The organism is Fictibacillus sp. NPDC058756, from assembly GCF_042746035.1.
In the GTDB taxonomy this organism is placed as follows: domain Bacteria; phylum Bacillota; class Bacilli; order Bacillales; family Fictibacillaceae; genus Fictibacillus.
Window position 1 is genome coordinate 2408020 of record NZ_JBHYPU010000001.1, and the last position, 23093, is coordinate 2431112.

Sequence of the window (23093 nt, forward strand, 5' to 3'; positions counted from 1 at the left end):
AGAGTGTTTAACAAAGAAATAAATTAAAATAAAAGAGGAAGCGAATTATGCTCCCTCTATGTCACGTATTATTTTTCTAGAAAGTACTTCTCAAGATCATCAATCATGAGGTTAGCAGCTTTTACTCCGCCGGCTGTGTTCCAGATTGCGTCACTTACTTTGTGTGCATTTCCTTCTTTTACAGCTCCAAGGTTCTTCCAAAGCGGGTTGTTTGTCCATTCTTTTTCTGTTTCAGTTGCTTTTCCGTCTCCTGTTTCATAGGTGAAGTAGAACAGCATGTCGCCATCCATATCAGGAATGCGTTCTTGTGTTACTTCTTCTGCGAAGTCAGGGTTGTTTTGGTCTCCAGGACGAGCAAATCCGATCTGCTTAAGGATTACACCAGAGAAAGAATCCTGGTGGTAGATACGAGATTTACCAGGCATGAAACGTACCATAGATACTTCAGTTTTCAGCTTGTCACCAGCTTCTGCTTTAAAATCTTCGATACGCTTATCGAATGCAGATAATACTTCTTTCCCTTTTTCTTCTTTATTTAAGGCTTTTGAATATAATTCGAAGTTAATCTTCCAGTCACCGCGAAGATCTTCTGCAAATACAGTTGGTGCGATTTTGTTTAGCTCATCGTATTGCTTTTCTTGACGCATTTTGTTACCGATAATTAAATCTGGTTTTAAAGCAGCGATTTTCTCAACGTTAACTGCACTCTCGTCACCTACAACTTCAACGCCTTCCATATCGTCCTTAATGTGGTCATACCAAGGATCGCCTAACCATGACTTAACAGCTCCAACTGGTTTTACGCCAAGTGCTAGAACTGCTTCTGTACCCTCGTTTGTCAAAACAACAACTCGTTTGTTACTCTTAACTTCTGATGTGCCCATTGCGTGTTCTACTTTATATGAAGAATCAGATCCGCCTGATTTTTCTTCCTCTTTCGCTTTATCTTTCCCGCCGCATGCTGCTAATGCAAGCATTAATGTAAGTACGGCCGCAAAAGCAAGCCATTTGTATGTAGTCTTTTTCATTCTGTTGTCTCTCCCCTTTTCTATTGTGTAAATGATAATGAGAATCAATTACAATTCGTATCATAATACGGGGATGTATACGTTGTCAATAACCAATTGATAATGATTTTCAAAGTCATTGACAGATACCTATTTTACTTTTAAACTGTAAATGAGAATATTTTTCATTATTAAAAGAGGCTCTGATGAACGGAATATTACATGGAAATAAAATAAGAACAGCCACATTAATCATAGGGGTATTCATAGCTTTTATCGTGATGGTATTGAGTGTTGTATCAGGTTACACAGATACATCGCTATCAATGGCAATTGAAGCTTACACCGCTTTTAACGGCTCAAATGAACATTTAATCATACAGCTTTCCCGAGTTCCCCGTGCACTCGTCGGAATGGCTGTAGGAATCAGTCTAGGAATTGCAGGAGTCCTTATGCAGGCACTTACCCGCAATCCAATCGCATCACCTGATATTTTTGGCGTAAATGCCGGTGCAGGATTTTTTATTGTATTTGGTGTTACTTTCTTAGGAATCACTTCCATTCAGCAATTCATGTGGATCGGATTTCTAGGAGCTGCAGCAGCATCCGGACTTGCATACGCACTTGGATCTGCAGGAAGAGGCGGTTTAACACCTGTTAAACTGACATTGGCTGGAGCGGTTATGGCAGCACTTTTTGCTTCCCTTACACAAGGAATGCTGGTAACAAATGAAAAAGCACTTGATGAAGTTTTGTTTTGGCTGGCAGGTTCAGTAGAAGGAAGAAAGCTTTCCATGCTTGCAGCAGTTATGCCGGCACTGTTAATTGCCTGGGTTGTTTCCATGCTACTATCGCGCCAGTTGAATGCTTTCGCTTTAGGTGAAGACGTCGCAGTAAGCTTGGGGCAAAAAACGGTGATCTTTAAATTTGCTGCTGCATTAATGGTTGTTCTCCTTGCAGGAGGTTCGGTTGCTATTGCAGGACCGATCAGCTTTATAGGAATAGTAGTTCCGCATTTTGCAAGATACCTAGTCGGCAGCGATCACCGATGGATCGTCCCATTTTCAGCACTAACAGGCGGAATTATGCTTGTTCTCGCTGACATTGGGGCACGTTTCATCATCATGCCGGAAGAAGCTCCTGTTGGAGTAGTTACCGCTTTACTCGGTACACCGTTCTTTATTTACATTGTTCGCAAAGGAATATTTCAAAGATGAGAAAGTATTGGGTAATACAGCGAAAATCATTTTCTTACTTAATTGATAAAAAAACAACATTAGCAATTTTAATTTTAGCCTTAGCAGCGTTCTTTTCAATGCTTGTCAGTATAGGCGTTGGTGAACTGTACATCGCACCATTCGAAGTATTAACAGCATTATTTGGATCAGGTCTTGAAATGAATCAGCTGATCATCACGGAGTTCAGACTCCCGAGAGTATTGGTAGCCTTTATCGCGGGCGCGTCCCTTGCGCTATCGGGGGCTATCCTGCAAGGGGTGATCAGAAATCCCCTCGCTTCACCCGACATGATTGGAATTACAGGCGGAGCTGGATTTGCCGCAGTTGCCTTTCTAACCATGTTCAGTGACGATAGCAACAACTTGTTATTAAGTATTAATTATTTGCCTTTTTTTGCTTTTGCCGGGGCGACAATCGTTGCCTTTTTAATATATGGGTTAGCTTGGAAAGATGGCGTTACGCCAATAAGACTCATTTTGATCGGAATCGGGCTAATGGCTCTCTTTCAGGCATTAACAACATTAATGATGCTGATGGGACCGATCTACCGGGCAAGCCAGGCTACTGTCTGGCTGACAGGAACGGTGTACGGCACCTCTTGGAAAGAAGTAAAGGCGATGCTTCCCTGGTTTTTAGGAATGCTGCCGATACTCATACTTCTTGTAAGACGGTTGAACATTCAAGGTTTTGGTGATGACCTTACAACTGGTGCAGGAATTTCGGTCCACCGTGAACGCTTCATGCTTTTAATGGTATGTACAGCTTTAGCTGGATCTGCTGTCGCCTTTGCAGGAGCAATGGGATTTGTCGGACTAATCGGGCCGCATATCGCCAGAAGAATTACGGGGTCATCCTTCGGCGGATTGTTCCCTGCTTCAGCATTAATCGGCGGAATCATGGTTGTGTCAGCAGACTTAGCTGGCAGAACTCTTTTCTCACCATTAGAGGTGCCGGCTGGTGTTTTCACAGCAGCAATCGGTGCTCCGTATTTCATTTATCTTTTATTTAAAAACCAATAACAGGAGTGGATGACAGATGGCTGTATTAACAACCTCAAATCTTACGTTAGCTTACGGAAAGGAACCGATCATTGATGGATTGAACCTGCAGATTCCAAAAGGTAAAATCACCGTTTTTATCGGAAGCAACGGATGCGGGAAATCCACCCTGTTAAGATCTATGGCACGTCTTTTAAATCCGAAATCAGGCAACGTGCTTTTAAACGGAAAAGACATTGCAAAACGCTCCACAAAACAAGTAGCAAAAGAACTTGCCATCCTTCCCCAGGGTCCTATGGCACCTGAGGGATTAACCGTTCTGCAGCTTGTGAAACAAGGTCGTTTTCCTTATCAATCTTGGCTTCATCAATGGTCACCAGAAGATGAAAAAGCGGTGATGAATGCTTTGAGAGCAACGAACCTGCTTCCTTTTATGGAAACACCTGTTGACTCTCTTTCAGGCGGACAGCGCCAGCGTGCTTGGATTGCTATGACTCTCGCACAAGGTACTGACACCATTATGCTGGATGAGCCAACTACCTATTTGGATATGACACATCAGGTAGAAATTCTTGACCTTTTATTTGAGTTAAACGAAAAGGAAAAGCGCACAATAGTGATGGTGCTACATGATCTGAACTTAGCTTGCCGGTATGCACACCATATTGTAGCGATTCAAGATAAGTCAGTTTACGCACAAGGTGCACCTGAAGAAATCATGACTGAACAATTAGTGGAAGATGTCTTTCAGATGTCCAGTACGGTTATTCCGGATCCGGTATTCGGAACGCCAATGTGTATCCCATATGGAAAGGGGCGGGTTGTCCGACATGTCAATACTCCTCGGTACGCCTAAGTCTAACGGCTGGACTGCAGATGAAAAAAAGCATATCAGTTCAAACTACCGATTTTCTTTTCAGGCACCATTCGAGAACGAAGCTGTAATTTCTGCAGGACAGTTATTGAGCGAAGACAGCTTGCTGGATTTCTTGGATCAAACTGGACCGCGAATTGGCTCTAATAAGCGTCCAGTTACGGCATCGCTATTTTTTAAACGCTATGCTTACTGCAGTCTTACCTCTTCTCTGTACGGAATGACTATGTTAAATAAATCGTTTGACATGGATATTGAGAACGTATACTTAATCGATCATAACTCTGATGCAATGTGGCTTCCATCTTTCACATTAAAAGATGCTTCTGCACAGCTCTCCTCACAATCAAGAGAAGACTGGCGATCAAGTGTGATTGAAACTCTTTTTAAAGAAAATATTTCAGTGATGCTTAACCACGTGGCGAAATCTGCACGTATCTCTAAAGCAACACTATGGGAGAATGCTTGGATCTACATACGGTGGATTTACGAAACATGGCTTAGTGAAGATCATTCAGATGAAGTGAAACAGCGCATTCAAGAGGACTATGCATTTTTCATGGATGCTGAAGCTTATCATTTTGGATTAACAAAGAATCCATTTCACCGGTTTATGGCACCTGCCGGCTGCGCACCAACGAAAATCCGCAAAACGTGCTGCCTTTATTACAAAACTGAAAACGGGACTTGCTGTTCTACATGTCCCAAGAGATAAAACCGGGCAAAACAGCCCCGGTTTTTTTTGTTTTTTCTTGTGTATTTCCGGGTACTTTAGTAAAGAAAAGATGATTGGAGGTATTTGATGATGATGTGGTTATTTCTATTTTTAGCAGCCTGTACAGGTGTTGCTGTTTTCTTTTTGATTCCAGGGTTCAAAGCAATAAAGGAATCCATGACTACGGTTCAACAAATGAAAAGTACGGGAGACAGTATCACTGCCCGCATGAACGATGTAAAAACCCAGCAGCAGCTTCTGCAGGAAAAGAAAGATTACCTTCGTTATGATATCTATCAAAAGAAAAACAGCTTTTTGGCTGTAAAAGAAGGTTTTGCTGAAATAAAGGATACCATTCACAAAATAAAAAATTAGAGGATCGTGACATAATTGCGCATTCATACGTTCGTGCTAGCTGCAATAGAAGCCCCAGACAACCAGATTATTGATTCTTTGACGCAGGAAAAACTCCCTGATTATGAGTTTAATAAAAAAGACTTATTTACCGCCTATTCCCTCTCCTCAAGGGAACGACTGTTTAAAGATCAGAACGACCAATGGTATGCTGCTGCTCATTTTGTAAAAGATTCTTTGCACAACGTTAAATATGGGAGACAAACATTCCGGCCACCTTATAAGGACATTCCTGATGAAGAACTTTCTTTTGTTGAGATATTAGAAAAGAATGATTGGGTACCTATGAATGCTCATTACGATAAGGCATTATGCCATGTGATAGCAGAAGTAGGCAAACTTGATGAAATTTCTTTAGAGATGCAGTCTAAGTTAGCCCATGCGGATGGAGATGATGACCCGCAAGTGGCTCATTCACTGCATTTTATTGAGTCTAAACTTAATGGGAAACGGTCTCGTTTTATTTCTGGCTGGGAATCACACTCTTTTGCTACGATTACAGAGAGCAATGATTTTGCGGATGATATTTTGATGCCAGTTTCATCATGGCTGTATTTGTTATATTTTTCTTATTTTCTCGATAACAATGGTTCCATTCCCTCAGATCAGATGATGCCGCGTCTGCTCGGGAACTTATGGGCTTCAACAATGAAGGAACTGCCTTACAATAAAGACCTTATACGAATTCAGCCACTTTCTTAAATACGAAAAAGCCCTCCAACACAAGTCGGAGGGCTTAATTTTATTCAACTACAAGCTTTGAGACCATATCTGCATGTCCGTTACCACATGGAATGCTGCAGCGAAGTGTATATTCACCTGGTTTTAAGTTAACAACATCAGACGATCCGCCTGCGATGTTAACATCTTCCCCTTCAATCATAAGGGCATGATTTCCGTCAACGTTTTCTAGTTTTAGAGCAACATCTTTATTTGCTGGGATTTTGTATTCTTTTTGATCAAACTCAAAGTTCTTCGCTTCGATTGATACTGTTTCTTCTGCTTTTTTAGAACCTTCTTCTTTATCTTTACCTCCGCCGCAAGCTGCCAGGATACCAATAGCAAGAATTGCGATTGCCGCAAGCCATAATGATTTTTTCAACATCTGAATTGCCTCCTTGAATCTTTCTAATTTAATTATAACCCTATTTTAATGCATCTAGTATGGAGAATCTGTGACAGATGTCACAAAGAAAAAAGCCCGGTGATATTCACCAGACTACTTTTCCATCTTTTTATATTCTTCATGAATTTTTTTCGACGTCTGGTCGATCTGCTCTCCCCAGTGGTCGTTTACTTTCGTAAATATCACTTTTCCTTTTTTATCGACTAGTGCATAACCGCGTTTTGCTACGCCTTCACCTTTCATATCCAAATGGTCGATCAGTTTAAATTCTGGATCGGACAAAAATGGGAACGGCGGCTGCATTTCTTGATGAAGGGCTGACAAATGTTCAACCGTGTCAGAACTCACTGCATACATATTAACATCCATATCTTCAAACTTATCTACATTCTCTTTCAGCTGAACCAGCTGAGCTTGACAGAGTCCTCAGCCAGCTGTTGTAAATAAGAAAATTAATGACGGTTTGTCTGAAGGAAATACAGCTACCGGTTCACCGTTCTGGTTTTCCAGTTTCGCTTCTTTAAGCTTAGAGTCATTCCCGCAGCCTGCAACTGCCAGTGTTAAAATCACTGCAAAACAGATCGTAAATAATTTATGTATCTTTTTCAAGGCAATCTCCTTTCTAGAATACCGCCACTTTTTTCATATAATGTGATATTCTATAATTTCTTCAATCTATCTTTTATTATAATAGATACCGGTAACACATATACAATAAATAGGTTTATTAAAGGATGATACATATGAAATTTAGCTTTAAAGTTTGGCTGATCCTCTCTTCAATTTCCTTGATTCTCGCAGGATGCAGCCAGTTGCAATTGTCTGAAAAAGATAGAATTCAAGTTCAAGTTCTAGACGTAGTGGATGGTGACACAATAAAAGTAAAGGTCGATGGGAAAAGTGAAACCGTTCGTTTTTTACTAGTGGACACCCCAGAGAGCGTCCATCCAAATAAACCCGTTCAGCCTTTCAGTAAAGAAGCGAGCAAACATACTGAGGGAATGCTGAGTGGATCGGATGTTGAACTCGAGCTAGGAATCGGTGAACGTGACAAGTACGGACGACTTTTAGCATACGTGTATGCAGATGGAAAAAGTGTTCAGAAATCACTGCTTGAAAAAGGATTAGCGCGAGTGGCCTATGTGTTTGAGCCAAACACAAAATATGTGGATGACTACGAGAAGATCCAAAAACAAGCTCAAAAAGAAGGGATTGGCATTTGGAGTCTGGAGAACTATTCACAAGAGGATCGTTATATTCCTGAAGAAGCAGAAGATTCAGTCGAGGAGACTGCTGACTCAAAATGCACGATTAAAGGGAACATTAACTCTTCTGGAGAAAAAATCTATCATGTTGAAAGCGGCAGATATTATAAAATTACTAAACCTGAAGAATGGTTCTGCAGCGAGCAAGAAGCAATCGATGCCGGATTCCGGAAGTCTCAGCAATAATAATAAAACCGCTGTCAGGCAAAGTTCCTGATAGCGGTTTTTATTTTAGCAGCATTCATCCTGCCCGATCATAATTAATCCAGACCCGTGCTTAGAATCTTCAAAATCAAGTTTTAATGCAGTTGTCTGATCTTTAATTCTTTGGTCAAATGCAACACGAATTCCGTGAATTTCTTCAATAACATCTGAGTTTTCCGGCTCATCCAGAGCCAAGCCAAGCTTTGGACCTCCTCAGCCCATGCCTGCAAAATAAACTCGGATTCCGTTTGCGTTATTCATTTCAAGCACTTCTTCAATATACTTCTTTGCGCTTAATGTAATTTCCACAACCATCACCTCTTCATGTGTAGTATATCGTATTTTTGCCTAAATCGTGAAGAAAATGCTTGTCCTAAGTGGGAATTACATTCTAATTCATCTTGAAAAGCCGCTCTCATTAGTGGAAGTCACTAATGTGAAGCGGCTATGCGATTATTAGAGGAATGTAAACTTATAGCGTAATATTTTTATGATTTTTTTGATATTTAAGCCTTCCAGGAAATTTTATGAGCCTTCAATTTTTTTATGAGCCTACAAAAATATTTATAAGCCTTGACCGCGAATGTCCGTCCCAAACACACAAAATCATCAGCCAAAGTGTAATTGTCTAGGGACTGTCCCCCCGGAGCTGCTTCAGCACCTGCTCGATGTCGCTGCTGTTGAAACCGCAGTTCCGCATCGCTTCCGAGACTTTTGCTGTCATATCTGATCTTTCATTATGAGCTTTAATTCGCTGCAAAAGTTCGTTAACTTTTGCTGCATTATAGGTTTCATGATAATTTTTTATGAAAGTATCCATATCCCTTCCCTCCTTCAGAAATTTTTTCACAGTAGGGATATATATGTTTTGGACGAATTTGATTAGAATTTGTCCTCTAAACAAATTAAAAACCCGCTTATCATTAAGTGGGCTCATTCACTAACTAATCCTTATTTCTTTTTTACTTTATACAAGATAAATAGGAAGATGATAACGACTGCTGCAATCATAATTCCTCTTGTGTAAGGGGCAGCGATTGTTTTAATGTCTTCCCAGTTGCTTCCGAGTCTGCTTCCTAATTCAATGAAGAAGATTGACCATGGAATAACTGCTAGTGTTGTAAATAACGTGAACTTCGCAAATGACATTTTTGCAATACCCGCTGGAATGCTGATCGCATGTCTTACAACCGGAATAAATCGAGCAAAGAAAATAACGCCTGTACCATATTTATTAAACCATTTTTCTGAAAGGTCGATTTGCTTTTTAGAGATTAGAATGTATTTTCCGTACTTTTCTAAAAACGGTCGTCCTCCATAATGGCCCATCCAATATAAGAAAAGCTGTGCCAGCGTTCCCCCGATTGTTCCGGCAATAACAGCCAAGGTGAAATTCAGATGTCCTTTGGCTACCATATACCCACCGTAAGACAGAACAAGTTCACTCGGAATGACCTCAATCATTAATCCAAGTGCAATTCCTAGATGACCTAAACTCATAATCCATTCAAGCAGTGAAATCACTAATTCTTTCATTGTATCTCCTTAACCTCTAATTATATTTTTGCTGCTGCCAAAAAGCCTGTCCAAGCAGCTATCAATCCTAATGTGTATGTCAGAACCAAATAAAGAAGAACTTTTCTTTTATCTTTTTTATAAAGTGTAACAACTTCAAATTGAAGTGTCGAGAATGTCGTGAGAGCACCTAGAAAACCTGCTGCGTACAGTGAATCTAGTATTTCCCGTCCTTCATTCGTGACATACCAGCCTAATAAGAACGATCCGAAAATATTAACACAAAACGTTCCCCAAGGAAACTCTCCATTTAATCGCTGACTCACAAAGTATCGAGCGAGTGCACCGCATGCACCGCCAGCCGCTGCGGCTATAGAACTTACGATCATTGTTCTGCACCTTCTTTTTCTAGAAGTACTGAGCCGCACTTTATCCCGAGTAAGACCGCTCCAATACCCGTTACTGCACTGATTATAAAATACTGGATAGCTATCGAATACAGTCCTTGATCCAAAAGCAGAACAATCTCCGCATTAAAGGTTGAGAACGTCGTAAAAGATCCTAAAAATCCCGTTTGAATTCCTGATACAAGTGTTCTATTTTTTATATGCTGAGATCCGTGAACAACAAACCATCCCAGAACAAAACTTCCGATCAGATTTATCGCCAAGGTGGAAAACGGAAACTGCGCATGAGGCTGAAAAAGAAGAATACCGATCCAAAACCGGAGAACAGCTCCAATCATTCCGCCGGCTGTGATTGCTGCGATTTTCACCCTATACTATTCCTCCTGTATGTACAAAAAGATTAAGACACATGCCTTAATCTTTTGTCAGTTCTTTTTTCCAAATTAAATTTGCACAATACTTGATGATATCTCTTCTTCTTATAATACCGATGAAATGACCATCGTCATCGGTAACAGGTATAAAGTTCTGGTCAGTAGACAAAGTAATAAGGTCTTCCATATTTGAGTTGATCGATACAGATATGTTATTTATACGCTGCGGTACATCAGTTAACTTTGTCTTTAACACTTCATCATAACCCTTTTCAAAAGCTTCCCTAAGCTTCCATAGAAGATCGCCTTCAGTCAGCGTTCCAATGTAGCGTCCTTCTTCAGATACAAGCGGCACTGAAGTATACTTGTGATAAGATAACTTCTCTAATGCCTGCCTCATAGTTGCTTCAGGGTTCAAGTACTTTACTTCATCTTTCGGCAACAAATAAAAAGCAATATTCATGTTGGTACGCGCTCTCCTTTGTAAGCATGATTCACGCTTATTTAAACGCTTTTTCTAACACCTACTTCATTATATCAAAAAGGAACTTGGTCTGCTTCTTAAACCACTGTCTTATTTTAAAATCTCCTCTTACATTCAACTGATTCTTTAGTCCAAGGCTAATAAAAAGGCTGTTTTCGTATTCATTGTTGTTTTTATAAGAGGTTAATTTCCGCTACAGGACTCGCTTTCCTCAGGGTGTGCGGTGAGCCCCCTCGTAACCTCGCGACATTGAGTGGTCTCACCTGTCCCACTCATCCTGCAGGACAAGGAAGGCTGCGACAGCATTACATCGAACGAAGAAAATGCGATTTTTATTTTCGAGGAGTCTCGCCCTTTCGCTCCTCTTAACTATTCAATGAGGAATTAAGACTAAACCTTTCAGGAGCAAAAATCCTAAGAAAATAAATTTAAAAAATGGCCATAAAAAGATTTTTTTGCAAATCGTAATGATTCCGTTTATAATGAAAATGGATTGTTTGAAAGGAGAGAAAAACCGATGAAAAGACTTGGCTTGATAGGCATAATTTTTCTTTTGATCGCAACAGCAGCTTGCGGGAACAAAGGTGCTGATAAAAAAGATGGAACTTTAAATATATATACAACGATGTATCCTTTAGAATACTTTACAGAAAGAATAGGCGGAAAGCATGTTGAAGTTTCATCCATTATACCACCAGGAGCAGATGCACATACGTATGAGCCCTCAACTAAAAAAATGGTTGAGATTACAGAAGGCGATGCGTTTGTCTACAACAAGATGGAATCCGATGAGTTCTCCTCCTCAGTTGCTGATACGTTAAAAGAAGAAGATGTGCCAATTGTAGATGCAGCTAAGGATGTTGAGCTTGCCAACATGGAAGAGCATGAAGAAGAAGGTGCACATGAAGAAGGTGAAGAATCTCACGGGAAAGAAGAGCATCGCGAACATGGCTCACAGGACCCACATATTTGGCTAGACCCGGTTCTTGCTCAAAAAATGGCAGATAACATCTATAACGGTTTAGTTAAAATTAAACCGGACGCAAAAGATGATTTCAAAAAGAATCATGCTGCATTGATTAAAGACCTAAAAGAGTTAGACGCTTCCTTTAAAAGTAAAGTTGAAGAAGCACCAAAGAACTCTTTCATCGTATCTCATGCAGCATATGGTTATTGGGCTGAGCGCTATGGATTGGAGCAAATTGCGATCAGTGGACTCTCACCTTCTCATGAACCGAGTCAGCATCAGATCGAAAACATCATTCAAAGTGCAAAGAAAGATAAGATTCAATATATCCTATTCGAGAAAAACGTTAATAACAAAGTGGCTGAAATGATCAATAAAGAAGTCGGAGCGAAGACAATGACGCTGCACAATCTTGAAACACTTACAAAAGATGATCTAAAGAACGACCGTGATTATCTTTCGATCATGAAAGAAAACATTGATACACTATCTAAAGCACTTCAATAATTAGCAAAACGCCTAGGGAATCATTTCCCAGGCGTTTTTTTTATATCGCATCAAGCATTTTAAATTGTGATACTACAAGGTGATAATAAACCCCTTCAGCATCCATCAGTTCGTTATGATTTCCTTGCTCAATGATTTCTCCATGATCCAGGACAACAATATTATCCGCTTCCCTGATCGTTGAAAGTCTGTGTGCAATGATGATCGCTGTTCTTCCATTCAGCAAAGTCTTTAGAGCGGTTTGAATTTTTTGTTCAGATTCTGTATCAATACTTGCAGTCGCTTCATCTAGGATTAAAATATCGGGGTCAGCAAGTAAAGCCCGTGCAAAGGAAAGCAGCTGCCTCTCTCCTACCGATAAAACATTTCCTCGCTCTTCAACCTCTGTTTCATAACCATCAGACAGTCTTTCAATAAAGGCATGAGCTCCTACCGCTTTCGAAGCGTTCCTAACTTCTTCATCTGTTGCATCAGGTCTTCCGAACCGGATGTTCTCCATGATCGTTCCCGAGAAGATGAAGGTATCCTGAAGCACAACACTCACCTTTTCACGAAGGCTGCCTAAGCTGGCATCTCTCAAGTTTACGCCGTCGATCAAAACATCTCCTGAAGTTGGATCGTAGAATCTGCTCACCAGGTTTGCGATCGTTGTTTTTCCAGAGCCTGTATGACCCACAAGAGCTACAGTCTGACCTGCACCAATCGTCAGGTCGATTCCTTTCAATGCTTTTCGTTTATCATCATAAGAGAATTCAACGCTTTCAAACTCAATTTCTCCTTTAATTCTGGAAAACTCAAAGGCACCTTTTTTCTCGTGAACATTAGGCTTTTCATCCAAAAATTCAAAGATTCGTTCAGATGAAGCCATCCCTACTAAAAGCTGATTATACACTTGCCCTAAACGGGAGATCGGCTCCCAGAACATCCCCAGATAAAATGCAAAGGTAACAAAAACACCGATTTCCAACGCTTCACCCTGAATCAAGTAAGCCCCAAACCATAATAATATCGCTGTACCGATCGCGTTAGACATTTCTACAAAAGGACGGAATAAAGCATTCTGCTGTGTTGCCGTTTTCCAGCTGTTATATGTCTCATTATTTACTCCGTTAAAAAAGCCCATGTTTTCTTTTTCTTGCGTATAAGACTTTGTAACTCTTATCCCCTGAATACTTTCGTTCAGATGCGAGTTCAACTTTGCCTGCTTAATGCGGACAACCTGCCACGAACGTCTTATTTTCTTTCTTAAGCTTGTAGAAATGAAGAACATCAGCGGTAAAATCACCATAATTGCCAAAGTCAGCTCTGGACTGTAAACAAACATGATTACGATGATACCAAACAGCATGATTACATCCATAAGAACGTTGATAACACCGTTTGTAAATAGATCCTGCAGGGAGTTAACATCGTTGATGATACGAACGAGTATCGAACCAGCCGAACGCTGATCAAAGAAACGATGTGACAAACGCTGGATATGTTTGAACAGATGCTGGCGAATATCATAAATCACGTATTGTCCCAGATAATTCATCCATTTTATCCGGAGGGTATTCGCTCCCCATGAGATAAGATATAGAGCAGATATAGCAATGATTAATTTAATAAGAAGTGATGTATCTTTGTTCTTAATCGCATGATCAAACGTCAGCACCCCAATGAATACAGGAACAGCAAGTCTGACAGCAGTTGTGACCATCATTGCTAAAAACGCTTTAGGAAGCAGGTTCTTGCTGTATGGTTTCATATAACCGAATAGCCTGATGATCTGACTCCAGTTAAACGGTTTGTCGATCACCAGTTCAGAGGAATAACGGAAACGGGCTGATTTTTTTCTCTTATCCATTTCTACACCCCCTGCCCGTTATTTTGAAACACTTTATTTCTATCTTGATATTGGATGTCATAGATTCTGCGATAGTTTCCTGACTCTTTCTGGATGAGTTCATCATGAGTTCCACGCTCAACGACCGCCCCTTCATTAAGGACCAATATTTCATCCGCATGTTTTAAAGATGAAATACGATGAGCGATAATAAAAGTCGTCCGATCATCCATGACTTCTTTTAAAGCGCGCTGAATCTTAAACTCTGTTTCCATATCAACTGCACTTGTTGCATCATCTAATATGAGGATGGCAGGATCGATAAGAATGGCTCTTGCAATGGAAATCCTCTGTTTTTGTCCTCCCGATAGACCAAGTCCTCTCTCCCCTAAAATCGTATCGTAACCGTCAGGGAGTTCCATTATAAAGTCATGAGCCTGTGCCCGTTTTGCAGCATCCATAATCTCATCCATATCAGCGTCAGGGTTGCCATAGGAAATATTGTCCCTGATCGTCGATGAAAACAAGAAAGACTCCTGAAGTACAGTTCCGATATTTTTTCTTAACGTATTAATCGAGTATTTTTCTAACGGCTTGCCATCGATTAATATTCTTCCAGACTCCGGCTTATAAAACCTGGATAAAAGCTGAGTGATGGATGTCTTTCCAGAACCAGTCGCACCGATCAGCCCTATCGTATGACCTTGTTTAACAGTAAAAGTAATATCTTTTAAAGCATCCTTTTTTTCATTTTTATAACGATGCGTCACTGCTTCAAACGTTACTTCTCCATTCAGACGAACCATGGCTGTATCACGATCTTCACCTTCAAATTCAAGAGGTTCATCTAATACTTCAAGAAGGCGTTCCCCGGAAGCTTTTGACTGTGAGAAGGTATTCATGATAAACCCGAGATTCATGATAGGACCCATGATGTACCATACAAGACTGAAGAAAGCGACAAGCTCTCCTGCAGTAAGGTCACCGTTAATTACCAGATAACCGCCATACGCGAGCAAAAGAACGACTGACAAGTTCCCGATCAGCTCCATGATTGGAAAATATCGGGCCCAGATATGTGATGTGTTCAGAAACTGAGATTTGTAGTCTTCATTCGACGTATCGAATTTACCAATCTCAAAATCTTCTCTCGACAATGACTTAACTGTGTTGATTCCACTGATGTTTTCCTGAACTTTCGTGTTAAGGTTAGCCATTGATTTTCGTATACCCCTGAATGCGGGATGTACTTCTTTATCAAACTTGTAAACAACGATTGCGAGGAATGGCATCATACAAAGTGTAATGATTGCCAGCGGGATCGAATAGAAGAACATTACGGAAAGACTGAATGCAATGATTAGAACGAAATTGATAAGCTGGGAAAATCCAAATGAGAGGAAAAACCGAAAACCCTCTACATCTGCTGTTAACCGGGACATGAGGTCCCCCGTTTTAGCATTATCATAATAACTGAAAGGCAAAAATTGAAGCTTCTCATACAGAGATTCACGGAGCTGGAAAACGGAGCTGATGCCAAACAAATCCCCAAAATATTGATGACAATATGTAGCTGCTCCTTTTATTCCCATAAGTACGATAAAGCCGATTGCCACATAAGGTACGAATGAATATTCTCCTTTTATAATGATTTCATCGATGGTAAACTGCAGAACCATCGGATATACAACTGTAATGGCTGATACCAGAATCAAAGTCAGAATCGACCAGTAAAAATATTTTTTATAAGGCCAATAAAAGTCTTTTAATCTTCTAAACGTATCCAAATCTTCATCTTCCCCCTTCTGAAAAAATAAAAGACAATATACATCATATAACAGAATAGTTGGAAAAAACTATACATTTGCTCGAGTTTTTGTAAAAAAGTTTATATGTTAACAATAAACTTTATTAATTAATTTCACTTTCCTATCCTACAAAAAAAAGCCCCGAATTATTCGAGGCTTTTTGCTTAACTTTTTTAATTTCCAAAAGGTTGCTGCGTGGATACACTTTGTGAATACACTTCGATGCAATTTTACGGTACGTGTTCTTATATTTATTACACCTTCGCTCAAAATCATTGAAGTTTCGCTAAAAAACGTGAGTTACGCTCAAGATTTTCCTTTTTGGCTCAAAGTCCCTCTTCTCGCATACTTGAGCGGAAATTAGCCACTTCTAACAACCTATCTTTTTCTTCTGAAAGCAAAGAAAGAAACTATGGCAATTAAAATAACTAATCCAATCGTCAATGGACCAAAATAGCTTGGATTTCCAGGCTGTTTTTCCTTATCTTGCTCAGGCAGGATTTGTTCTGTATTATCTGTATTTTGTTCTGGTTCTTTTTTTGGCTGGGCCTGCTCCGGCCGATCCACCGAGAACGAGTAACTCCCCTCGATTACATGACCGTCTGCTCCGATTATTTTATATTCAACTGTATACTTTCCGTTTTCAAGGCGATTGTTCATTTTTCCCGTCATTTGATTATCTTCAATACTAATCTGGAGGGGAATTTCTTCATTTTCGTTTTTCAATTTCATGGTGCTTAACGATTCAATTTTAGTTGAAAACGTTAAAATCACTGCTTCAAGATCTGTGGTAACCTTCTCCCCTTTTGCTGGTGTCGCAGACTCAAGATCAGAGTGAGCAAATACAGATGAAGGCAGATTCAAAACTATCATAAATAATAAAAGAAAGGATAAGACCGTTTTTTTCATATTTGGCTCCCTGTATTAAAATTTTCTTTCTACCTACATTTAAACAAAGATGGAATACCCTCACAAGTATTCAGTCTTTACAAATCGTTGACATTTTAAGTGATAAACATACATTTCAAGCCTATTTTGCTGTATTCTCCGCTCCTGCCCACTTCGAAAATAAAAACAGGCATAGAATGTATGGAATTAACAATTGCAAGAATTAAAGGAGGAAAAATCGATGGGTTTTGCTCATGGCAATTCTTTTGCGTTGGTAGTAGTGTTGTTTATTCTATTGATTATTGTAGGGGCAGCTTGCTTCTGCTAATAAGAAATAGCAAACAGGAAAAAAGCCGGATTCGTCCGGCTTGTTTTGTGTTTATAAAAGAAAAACTCAGCATTATTGTGCTGAGCCTTCTGTTTCTTCTTTTTCTTTTTCCATATTTCCGTTAACGGTAGCCGCGTTTTCACCGTATTCTTTCTTAAGGTCCCAATAAGCCTCTAACGCACGTTGACCAATGAATTTATTGATTCGCTGATTACCGTTTCGCGGTGTACCCTCTGGAACTACGACTGCGAATGCAATCTCCGGGTTCTCAAATGGAGCGTATCCAACTAGCGTTAAGTTATGTTTTTCTGTCAGCTGCCCTGTTTGGGGGTGCTTGATTATACGCTGAGCTGTTCCGGTTTTTCCGGCAGGGTTATGATACTTTTCAACATCATCAAAATAACTTTTTGCCGTACCGCCCGGAGCATGCATGACTTGCCAGAACCCTTGCTGCACGCGTTTGATGTATTTTTCATCAACATCGAGTTTGTTTAGGATGACAGGTTCAAATCGTTTCAGTAATTTTCCTTCTTTATCTTCATCAGTAGCAGGTTCACGTATTTCTCTAACAAGCTGAGGTTTTACGCGATATCCTCCATTTGCAATCGTTGATACATATTGTACGAGTTGCATCGTTGTATATGTATCAAACTGTCCGATTCCTAAGTCAAAAAGGGTACCCATCTCCCCTTCTGGCGGTTTTCCTTCATAACCAGTTGCTTCATTCGGAAAGTCAATTCCCGTCTTGACGCCTAATCCGAACTGATTATACATATATCGTGCTTCTGCATACGTATCAGTATAATGTTCAGGCCCAATCATACGGTCCATAATATTAAACATATATACGTTGGAAGACATTTTTAAAGCGTCTAAATCTGTGATAGACCCCATGTTCTTCCAGGAAGATTTATTCATTCCATATTTTGTGTAAGGCGTATCGTAAATTCGTTCTCCCATACTGATCAGACCTTTTTGCAGCCCTGATAATACAGTTGCTCCCTTTACAGTCGATCCCATTTCATAGGAATTAAACAACGCTCCGTATTCATCATTGGTGAATTTACCATCTTCATATTTTTTACCCGCTATACCTTTGACTTCTCCTGTTTTCGGATTGATCATAACGATATAAGCAGATTTAAGTAGTTCATTGCCTGGGAGTGGTTTAGCTTTTAAGATTTCTTCCTCTAAAATACGCTCTAATCTAAATTGGAGCTCCATGTCCAAAGTCAGAACGATATCTTTTCCTCGTTGACCTGCAATTGATTTCGGTTCACCAATCGTTTGCCCCGTTTTTGGGTTTGTCAGATATACAGACTTTTCCTTCATTCCTCTAAGCACTTGTTCATATTGAACTTCGAGACCACTGACTCCTACTTGGTCACTTCTGTCATAGCCAAGGCTATAGAAGTAATCCATTTTAGTTTTTGGAATTTGTTTTACAGCACCAAATATCGCTGATTCCCCATAAGGATAAATACGCTCAGAGTCAGCCATAATATCGATGCCCGGCAGGTCGCCAAGGTTTTCAGATATGATAGATACTTCTTCGTTTGATAAGTTTGTTTTAATTCTTTGCGCTGAGTACGCATAGCCTGTGTCCATCGCCCGCTTATAAGCTAGCACTTTAATATCTTCACTTGTAAGACTATTAATTTCTTCCTCTGTGATCTTATCAACAAGCGCTTTGTATTGTTCCTTGTCGCTTAATTTCTTTTCTTTCTTGCTTAAGCGTTCTTTCATTAATTCCGTGATATCATGTTGTGCGATAAAATAATCTTTTTTATCACGTTCTGTAATCTTTTTCTCCTGCTCTTCTGTTACACCAAGTCTTTTAGCGAGCCACTTTGCGATACGCATTGTGTCATCGGCTTTTGTATCTACCGTCTTTGTATACGTAAGGGAGAAAAATGGTTTGTTGCCTACTACTTCACGAAAGTTGCTGTCCAGCAGCTTGCCGCGCGGGGCTTCTTTTCTAGCAATAACTTCTTCTACAGCCTCAGACTCCAATCGTTTTTCTTCTCCGTTCACGATCTGGAGTACACCAAGCCTTAGAATAAGAATCGAAAATAGAAAAAATACGATTAAAAACAAGACATTTAAACGAAAGGGTACTTGCGTTTTTTTCTTCTTTCTTTCTGGATCCGCTTTCGTTACCATCATTCCGCTCCTTTTGGAAATTTTCCCGTTAATTTTACAATTATATTACAAAAGCATCTATGTATAGATTACTAGATGTTGACCGAAATTCCAACATATTCATGAAAAAAACCTTATCTTTTTTTGATAAGGTTTTGGCGTTCTTTATTCAGCTGAAATCATTAACTTTTCCGTTGGTACAGGTTTACCAAAATAGTAGCCTTGTGCTAGCTCTACTCCATAATGGCGAGCAACATCCGCTTCTTCTTTTCTCTCGATTCCTTCAGCCAAAACGATCGCTCCAATCTCATTTGCGACCTGCACAATTTGTTTAATCATATGTTGTTTTTCTATATCGTCGTCACAGAACGAAATAATCTCCCGGTCAATTTTTACATAATCTGGACGCAATTCCTTTAATACAGAAAGTGTTGAATGTCCTGCTCCTAAATCATCAAGCGCCACTTTCATCCCTTTTTCCTGATAAGCAGTAAGGATACTCTTTAAATGAGCGATATCTGCAATCTCTTCAGTCTCTACTACTTCAAACACTAAATCCTGTGGATCGACACCTGCTTCTGCAGCTGCTCTAAAAGTCGTTGCCAGACAATGCTTCGGATCATAGATCGATGACGGCAAGAAATTGATGAACCGTTTTACACCAGGAGGTACAGCATCTGCACTATTTTGGATAGAAGCTATACGAGCTTTTCCATCTAAGAGAGCTTGAAAACCTGAGCGTTCTGCCATCTGAAAAAGTTCATAAGGTTTGAAGTCAAGGCTATCTGCTAATGGACGAAGCAGAAATTCGTATCCGTAAATCTTATTGGATGCTAAATGAATGATGGGCTGAGAATACGTCGTAAATAATTGCTGCTGAATCACTTGGTGAAGCTCAGGGTGCGCAATTCTTTCATAAAAATGACCAAAAGGAATCCAGGTCTTGAATGGATTTGATTCAATTGATGCATTTTCTAAAGAACAAAAGAAAGAATGTAATGCCTGTTTGTTAAACTCTCTCTTCATGCCTTCAAGAATAGTTTGCAAGCTTGATAGATTTTTATAGTTTGCAGACAAAATTTCTAGGTTTACGTTTACGGTAAATTCATGTGATTCCAAAAATTGCTGCAAACTTTGTAAAAGTACAGGATGATCCGTCCGGATGTGAAAAATACCTTCTCTAGGAAATTCACCTGATGGACGACACTGGGAACAAGACATAAAAAAACCTCCAAAAAAAGAATTGCAAACTTTTGTAAAATTTGCTATTTTATAATTCTGCGCTCTGAAATTACAACTTTATAAAGGGGGACTTATGGTTTATTGGATTCTTTTACAAAAAAGCTTTATGACTAATATGCAATATAAGGTTGCCCATCTAATTAACAACGCGGCAAGTGCAATCTTTGGCTTTGTATTCATTGCGATCTGGGCAGGCGTTTTGCAAGGAAAAGAACAGAGCAGTCCTTATGATGTAATGGACATGACATATTACATAGCTGCTGCACAATGCATTCTTTGGCTTTCCGGATTTTTAACAGCAGGACTGAACATCCAAAACGGTGTCAGAAACGGAGCCATCTCATTAGAACTTGCCAGACCTGCAAACTTTTTTCTGTACGTTACCTCACAAGAAGCCGGCCGGCTCGTTTATAATTTCTTCTTTCGTTCGATTCCTATCGGATTCGTATTTGCATTAACCGTTGGCTTCTATGTACCTCAAAATTTTTCAAGCTATCTTTTCATATGTATTTCAGTACTTCTCGCTATTATTATATCTGTTAATTTACACTATCTGGTAGGAATAAGTGCTTGCTGGACAACTGAAGTCGCCTGGGCACATTTTGTAAACTTCACCTTATTGGCCGGTCTAGGCGGACAGATGGTACCTATCGATTTTCTTCCGGCACCTTTATCAACTTTGACACAGTACTTGCCTTTTGCAGGAGCCATTTATTATCCAGTCATGGTTTTCCTTGAAAAAGCATCCCATGATGTCATCTGGATTCAGCTTTTCTGGGCTTTAGTACTAACTTTGCTGAATCTATGGATTACCGAAAGAGCACGCCAAAAATTAGAGATTCAAGGAGGGTAAGCTATGAATCTTTATTTGAAGCTGTTATCAGGAAGCTTGCGTTCACGTATGCAATATAAAATGAATTTTCTCGTATCCTCGCTTTCATATGGATTGATCATGGCCGTTGATTTCGTTTTGCTCGCGGCAATCTTACAGCGTTTTGATGATGTGAAAGGCTGGAATCTTTATGAAGTAGGCTTGCTTTACGGCATTTCTTCAGTAGCAATAACGCTTTACAGGGTGTTTGGTGTAGAGATTCATAATTTTGAAAGATACATGGTAGAAGGAGAGTTTGATAGCCTCCTCATTCGCCCTGTCTCTCCACTTTCACTGCTCTTAACCAAGAACCTTGACCTGTCACGGATCGGAGGAACCGCTCAAGGGGTTATCATTCTGGTTATTTCTATTATCGGACTCAACATGGATAGTTTTGATATGTTCTTGCTGCTGCTGTACTTGCCTATTTCTATTGCATCAGGTGTAGTGATCTGTTTTTCTCTTGGACTCCTGACAGCAACTTTCGCATTCTGGACGCAGAGAATAAAGGATTTTCAGACATTCACACTTTATGCACCCTTTAACGCAGCAAACTATCCGATGAACATCTATCCCGGATGGTTAAAGATTATTTTCTTCACTGTCATTCCAGTTGGGTTTATGAACTACACGCCTATCCTTTTCCTATTAGATAAAGGCGGCAGCATTTGGAACCTGGCATGGCCGCCGGCAGTTGCTCTCGGTTTTTTATTTTTATCATTACGTTTCTGGCATTTCGGAATTCGGCACTACCACAGTACAGGCAGTTAAGGAGGAACATATGATAGTTGCAGATCAATTAAACAAGCACTTTAAAATCTATGAAACAAAAAAAGGATTCCTCGGCTCATTTACTTCCCTTCTATCTACCAAACATCATGTTGTAAAAGCCGTAAACGATATATCTTTTAACATCCCAGAAGGTGAATTTGTCGGCTACATTGGTCCGAACGGTGCAGGAAAATCAACAACAATTAAAATGCTGTCTGGTATTCTGCATCCAACTGGCGGAAGCATCAAGGTGGCAGGTCTCAGTCCTCAAAAAAGAAGAAAAGAAGTGGCCAAAAAGATTGGCATCGTCTTCGGTCAGCGGACACAGCTTTGGTGGGATCTTCCGCTACGGGATTCTTTTGATATCTTAAAAGAGATGTACAAAGTACCTGATGCAAAATATCAAGAATTTTTAAAGCTGTATGATGATATGCTTCAGATCGGACAGTTTATAAATACCCCTGTGCGAAAGCTTTCCCTCGGACAGCGCATGAGGGGAGATCTTGCTGCGGCAATGATTCATAATCCAGATGTACTGTTTTTGGATGAACCGACGATCGGTCTCGATGTAAATGCCAAAACAAGCATCCGGTCATTCTTGAAAGAACTCAACACAAATGAAAACAAAACCATTCTATTAACGACACATGATATGGATGATATTGAACAGCTGTGCAGCAGGGTAATTGTGATCAATCATGGTCAGATTGTGCTTGATGGTTCTCTTGCAGATCTAAGACATAATATCGGATTACCGAGTGTGATTGAAGTACAATACAGGGAGAAGCCCAAACATTTGCCGGCTGAATTAGACGGTATTGAAAAGATGCGCTGGGAAGATGACAAACTTATACTCATGTATGACCGGTCTGTTCTTTCTTCACCTTCATTACTTCAAGAGGTTGCAAAGTGGGGCGAACCGGTTGATATTCAGATGAAAGAACCGGATATAGAAGAAGTGATTCAAAAAATATATTAAGAAAAACAAAAGCTGGCTGCAAGGTTCTGAGAGAAACCCCGCATGCCAGCTTTCTTATTTAATGGCTCTTTTAAAAGATTATTGCTTCTAAGTATTTTGCAGCCTTCCTCATTGACAAGTTGATTGGAGTGCAAGGTGCGT

Annotated in this window: 26 protein-coding genes and 1 pseudogene; 12 read left to right on the forward strand and 15 right to left on the reverse strand. The window is 39.9% G+C overall.

Going from position 1 to position 23093, the window contains the following annotated elements; genetic code table 11:
* Positions 1-68 precede the first annotated feature (68 nt).
* Positions 69-1028 carry an ABC transporter substrate-binding protein gene (locus ACFW35_RS12110; RefSeq protein WP_379845993.1) on the reverse strand — a complete coding sequence of 320 codons (960 nt, stop codon included), beginning with the start codon at positions 1026-1028 and terminating at the stop codon, positions 69-71.
* 185 nt (positions 1029-1213) lie between these two features.
* Between ACFW35_RS12110 and ACFW35_RS12115 the strand changes: the two genes are divergently transcribed.
* From ACFW35_RS12115 to ACFW35_RS12140, 6 genes are all read left to right on the forward strand, one after another.
* Positions 1214-2224 carry a FecCD family ABC transporter permease gene (locus ACFW35_RS12115; protein WP_379845995.1) on the forward strand — a complete coding sequence of 337 codons (1011 nt, stop codon included), beginning with the start codon at positions 1214-1216 and terminating at the stop codon, positions 2222-2224.
* Positions 2221-3264 (forward strand): FecCD family ABC transporter permease, encoded by a 1044-nt coding sequence (locus tag ACFW35_RS12120; protein WP_379845996.1) that lies wholly within the window; start codon positions 2221-2223, stop codon positions 3262-3264. Before ACFW35_RS12115 ends, ACFW35_RS12120 begins: the two co-directional genes overlap by 4 nt.
* Positions 3265-3280: 16 nt before the next feature.
* Positions 3281-4099 (forward strand): ABC transporter ATP-binding protein, encoded by an 819-nt coding sequence (locus ACFW35_RS12125; RefSeq protein ID WP_379845998.1) that lies wholly within the window; start codon positions 3281-3283, stop codon positions 4097-4099.
* Positions 4074-4832, forward strand: coding sequence for an IucA/IucC family C-terminal-domain containing protein (locus ACFW35_RS12130; protein WP_379846000.1), 759 nt, complete (start codon positions 4074-4076; stop codon positions 4830-4832). The genes ACFW35_RS12125 and ACFW35_RS12130 overlap by 26 nt, the downstream gene beginning before the upstream one ends.
* A gap of 87 nt (positions 4833-4919) precedes the next feature.
* On the forward strand, positions 4920-5207 hold the full coding sequence (locus ACFW35_RS12135) for a hypothetical protein (protein ID WP_379846001.1): 288 nt from the start codon (positions 4920-4922) through the stop codon (positions 5205-5207).
* A 15-nt stretch (positions 5208-5222) separates the two neighbouring features.
* Positions 5223-5948 carry a hypothetical protein gene (locus tag ACFW35_RS12140; protein ID WP_379846003.1) on the forward strand — a complete coding sequence of 242 codons (726 nt, stop codon included), beginning with the start codon at positions 5223-5225 and terminating at the stop codon, positions 5946-5948.
* A gap of 40 nt (positions 5949-5988) precedes the next feature.
* Here ACFW35_RS12140 and ACFW35_RS12145 read toward each other — a convergent pair whose 3' ends face one another.
* The 3 genes and pseudogenes from ACFW35_RS12145 to ACFW35_RS12155 all read right to left on the reverse strand — a co-directional run bounded on the left by ACFW35_RS12145 (position 5989) and on the right by ACFW35_RS12155 (position 6981).
* Positions 5989-6351: a cupredoxin domain-containing protein gene (locus ACFW35_RS12145; protein WP_379846004.1), complete on the reverse strand. Its 363-nt coding sequence runs from the start codon at positions 6349-6351 to the stop codon at positions 5989-5991.
* Between the two features lie 114 nt (positions 6352-6465).
* Positions 6466-6783, reverse strand: a pseudogene (locus ACFW35_RS12150) (redoxin domain-containing protein); the annotation flags it as partial.
* Positions 6784-6798: 15 nt separating this feature from the next.
* Complete coding sequence (locus ACFW35_RS12155) at positions 6799-6981, reverse strand: hypothetical protein (protein WP_379846006.1); 183 nt, start codon at positions 6979-6981, stop codon at positions 6799-6801.
* Positions 6982-7115: 134 nt separating this feature from the next.
* Between ACFW35_RS12155 and ACFW35_RS12160 the strand changes: the two genes are divergently transcribed.
* Complete coding sequence (locus ACFW35_RS12160; RefSeq protein WP_379846007.1) at positions 7116-7823, forward strand: thermonuclease family protein; 708 nt, start codon at positions 7116-7118, stop codon at positions 7821-7823.
* A 45-nt stretch (positions 7824-7868) separates the two neighbouring features.
* Here ACFW35_RS12160 and ACFW35_RS19840 read toward each other — a convergent pair whose 3' ends face one another.
* From ACFW35_RS19840 to ACFW35_RS12190, 6 genes are all read right to left on the reverse strand, one after another.
* Positions 7869-8150 (reverse strand): HesB-like (seleno)protein, encoded by a 282-nt coding sequence (locus ACFW35_RS19840; RefSeq protein ID WP_425590086.1) that lies wholly within the window; start codon positions 8148-8150, stop codon positions 7869-7871.
* 319 nt (positions 8151-8469) lie between these two features.
* The gene (locus ACFW35_RS12170; RefSeq protein WP_379846011.1) at positions 8470-8661 is read right to left on the reverse strand and encodes a hypothetical protein; all 192 of its coding nucleotides are present in this window, start codon (positions 8659-8661) and stop codon (positions 8470-8472) included.
* A gap of 131 nt (positions 8662-8792) precedes the next feature.
* Positions 8793-9377 (reverse strand): DedA family protein, encoded by a 585-nt coding sequence (locus ACFW35_RS12175; RefSeq protein WP_379846013.1) that lies wholly within the window; start codon positions 9375-9377, stop codon positions 8793-8795.
* 20 nt (positions 9378-9397) lie between these two features.
* Entirely contained in the window at positions 9398-9745 is a 348-nt protein-coding gene (locus ACFW35_RS12180) for a fluoride efflux transporter FluC (protein WP_379846015.1), read from the reverse strand.
* A complete protein-coding gene (gene crcB, locus ACFW35_RS12185; RefSeq protein WP_379846017.1) occupies positions 9742-10131 on the reverse strand; it encodes a fluoride efflux transporter CrcB in 390 nt (129 codons plus the stop codon). The genes ACFW35_RS12180 and crcB overlap by 4 nt, the downstream gene beginning before the upstream one ends.
* 46 nt (positions 10132-10177) lie before the next feature.
* On the reverse strand, positions 10178-10600 hold the full coding sequence (locus ACFW35_RS12190; RefSeq protein WP_066288500.1) for a CBS domain-containing protein: 423 nt from the start codon (positions 10598-10600) through the stop codon (positions 10178-10180).
* Between the two features lie 538 nt (positions 10601-11138).
* On the opposite strand from ACFW35_RS12190, the gene ACFW35_RS12195 reads away from it, so the two are divergent.
* Positions 11139-12095, forward strand: a complete 957-nt coding sequence (locus ACFW35_RS12195; protein WP_379846019.1) for a metal ABC transporter solute-binding protein, Zn/Mn family — start codon at positions 11139-11141, stop codon at positions 12093-12095.
* Between the two features lie 40 nt (positions 12096-12135).
* On the opposite strand, the gene ACFW35_RS12200 is transcribed toward ACFW35_RS12195, so the two are convergent.
* From ACFW35_RS12200 to ACFW35_RS12210, 3 genes are all read right to left on the reverse strand, one after another.
* Positions 12136-13944, reverse strand: coding sequence for an ABC transporter ATP-binding protein (locus ACFW35_RS12200; RefSeq protein WP_379846021.1), 1809 nt, complete (start codon positions 13942-13944; stop codon positions 12136-12138).
* A gap of 2 nt (positions 13945-13946) precedes the next feature.
* Positions 13947-15710 carry an ABC transporter ATP-binding protein gene (locus ACFW35_RS12205; protein ID WP_379846023.1) on the reverse strand — a complete coding sequence of 588 codons (1764 nt, stop codon included), beginning with the start codon at positions 15708-15710 and terminating at the stop codon, positions 13947-13949.
* A 399-nt stretch (positions 15711-16109) separates the two neighbouring features.
* Positions 16110-16640 carry a copper resistance CopC family protein gene (locus ACFW35_RS12210; RefSeq protein ID WP_379846025.1) on the reverse strand — a complete coding sequence of 177 codons (531 nt, stop codon included), beginning with the start codon at positions 16638-16640 and terminating at the stop codon, positions 16110-16112.
* Positions 16641-16860: 220 nt separating this feature from the next.
* On the opposite strand from ACFW35_RS12210, the gene ACFW35_RS12215 reads away from it, so the two are divergent.
* A complete protein-coding gene (locus ACFW35_RS12215; RefSeq protein ID WP_077361959.1) occupies positions 16861-16947 on the forward strand; it encodes a YjcZ family sporulation protein in 87 nt (28 codons plus the stop codon).
* Between the two features lie 72 nt (positions 16948-17019).
* Here the strand turns inward: ACFW35_RS12215 and ACFW35_RS12220 are convergent, their stop codons facing one another.
* Together ACFW35_RS12220 and ACFW35_RS12225 are read right to left on the reverse strand one after the other, a co-directional pair.
* Entirely contained in the window at positions 17020-19110 is a 2091-nt protein-coding gene (locus ACFW35_RS12220) for a peptidoglycan D,D-transpeptidase FtsI family protein (RefSeq protein ID WP_379846027.1), read from the reverse strand.
* Between the two features lie 144 nt (positions 19111-19254).
* On the reverse strand, positions 19255-20310 hold the full coding sequence (locus ACFW35_RS12225; RefSeq protein ID WP_379846029.1) for an EAL domain-containing protein: 1056 nt from the start codon (positions 20308-20310) through the stop codon (positions 19255-19257).
* A gap of 94 nt (positions 20311-20404) precedes the next feature.
* On the opposite strand from ACFW35_RS12225, the gene ACFW35_RS12230 reads away from it, so the two are divergent.
* The 3 genes from ACFW35_RS12230 to ACFW35_RS12240 are packed head-to-tail and all read left to right on the forward strand — an operon-like array spanning position 20405 to position 22952.
* Entirely contained in the window at positions 20405-21184 is a 780-nt protein-coding gene (locus ACFW35_RS12230) for an ABC transporter permease (RefSeq protein ID WP_379846031.1), read from the forward strand.
* 3 nt (positions 21185-21187) lie between these two features.
* Positions 21188-21973, forward strand: coding sequence for an ABC transporter permease (locus ACFW35_RS12235; RefSeq protein ID WP_379846033.1), 786 nt, complete (start codon positions 21188-21190; stop codon positions 21971-21973).
* Positions 21974-21983: 10 nt separating this feature from the next.
* Entirely contained in the window at positions 21984-22952 is a 969-nt protein-coding gene (locus tag ACFW35_RS12240) for an ABC transporter ATP-binding protein (RefSeq protein ID WP_379846035.1), read from the forward strand.
* The last annotated feature ends 141 nt before the right edge of the window (positions 22953-23093 follow it).

Coding starts and splice junctions, on each gene's coding strand:
- ACFW35_RS12110 (WP_379845993.1), bottom strand. CDS start 1,028: ATGAAAAAGACTACATACAAATGGCTTGCTTTTGCGGCCGTACTTACA.
- ACFW35_RS12115 (WP_379845995.1), top strand. CDS start 1,214: ATGAACGGAATATTACATGGAAATAAAATAAGAACAGCCACATTAATC.
- ACFW35_RS12120 (WP_379845996.1), top strand. CDS start 2,221: ATGAGAAAGTATTGGGTAATACAGCGAAAATCATTTTCTTACTTAATT.
- ACFW35_RS12125 (WP_379845998.1), top strand. CDS start 3,281: ATGGCTGTATTAACAACCTCAAATCTTACGTTAGCTTACGGAAAGGAA.
- ACFW35_RS12130 (WP_379846000.1), top strand. CDS start 4,074: ATGTCAATACTCCTCGGTACGCCTAAGTCTAACGGCTGGACTGCAGAT.
- ACFW35_RS12135 (WP_379846001.1), top strand. CDS start 4,920: ATGATGATGTGGTTATTTCTATTTTTAGCAGCCTGTACAGGTGTTGCT.
- ACFW35_RS12145 (WP_379846004.1), bottom strand. CDS start 6,351: ATGTTGAAAAAATCATTATGGCTTGCGGCAATCGCAATTCTTGCTATT.
- ACFW35_RS12160 (WP_379846007.1), top strand. CDS start 7,116: ATGAAATTTAGCTTTAAAGTTTGGCTGATCCTCTCTTCAATTTCCTTG.
- ACFW35_RS12170 (WP_379846011.1), bottom strand. CDS start 8,661: ATGGATACTTTCATAAAAAATTATCATGAAACCTATAATGCAGCAAAA.
- ACFW35_RS12175 (WP_379846013.1), bottom strand. CDS start 9,377: ATGAAAGAATTAGTGATTTCACTGCTTGAATGGATTATGAGTTTAGGT.
- ACFW35_RS12180 (WP_379846015.1), bottom strand. CDS start 9,745: ATGATCGTAAGTTCTATAGCCGCAGCGGCTGGCGGTGCATGCGGTGCA.
- ACFW35_RS12190 (WP_066288500.1), bottom strand. CDS start 10,600: ATGAATATTGCTTTTTATTTGTTGCCGAAAGATGAAGTAAAGTACTTG.
- ACFW35_RS12195 (WP_379846019.1), top strand. CDS start 11,139: ATGAAAAGACTTGGCTTGATAGGCATAATTTTTCTTTTGATCGCAACA.
- ACFW35_RS12200 (WP_379846021.1), bottom strand. CDS start 13,944: ATGGATAAGAGAAAAAAATCAGCCCGTTTCCGTTATTCCTCTGAACTG.
- ACFW35_RS12210 (WP_379846025.1), bottom strand. CDS start 16,640: ATGAAAAAAACGGTCTTATCCTTTCTTTTATTATTTATGATAGTTTTG.
- ACFW35_RS12215 (WP_077361959.1), top strand. CDS start 16,861: ATGGGTTTTGCTCATGGCAATTCTTTTGCGTTGGTAGTAGTGTTGTTT.
- ACFW35_RS12220 (WP_379846027.1), bottom strand. CDS start 19,110: ATGGTAACGAAAGCGGATCCAGAAAGAAAGAAGAAAAAAACGCAAGTA.
- ACFW35_RS12225 (WP_379846029.1), bottom strand. CDS start 20,310: ATGTCTTGTTCCCAGTGTCGTCCATCAGGTGAATTTCCTAGAGAAGGT.
- ACFW35_RS12230 (WP_379846031.1), top strand. CDS start 20,405: ATGGTTTATTGGATTCTTTTACAAAAAAGCTTTATGACTAATATGCAA.
- ACFW35_RS12235 (WP_379846033.1), top strand. CDS start 21,188: ATGAATCTTTATTTGAAGCTGTTATCAGGAAGCTTGCGTTCACGTATG.
- ACFW35_RS12240 (WP_379846035.1), top strand. CDS start 21,984: ATGATAGTTGCAGATCAATTAAACAAGCACTTTAAAATCTATGAAACA.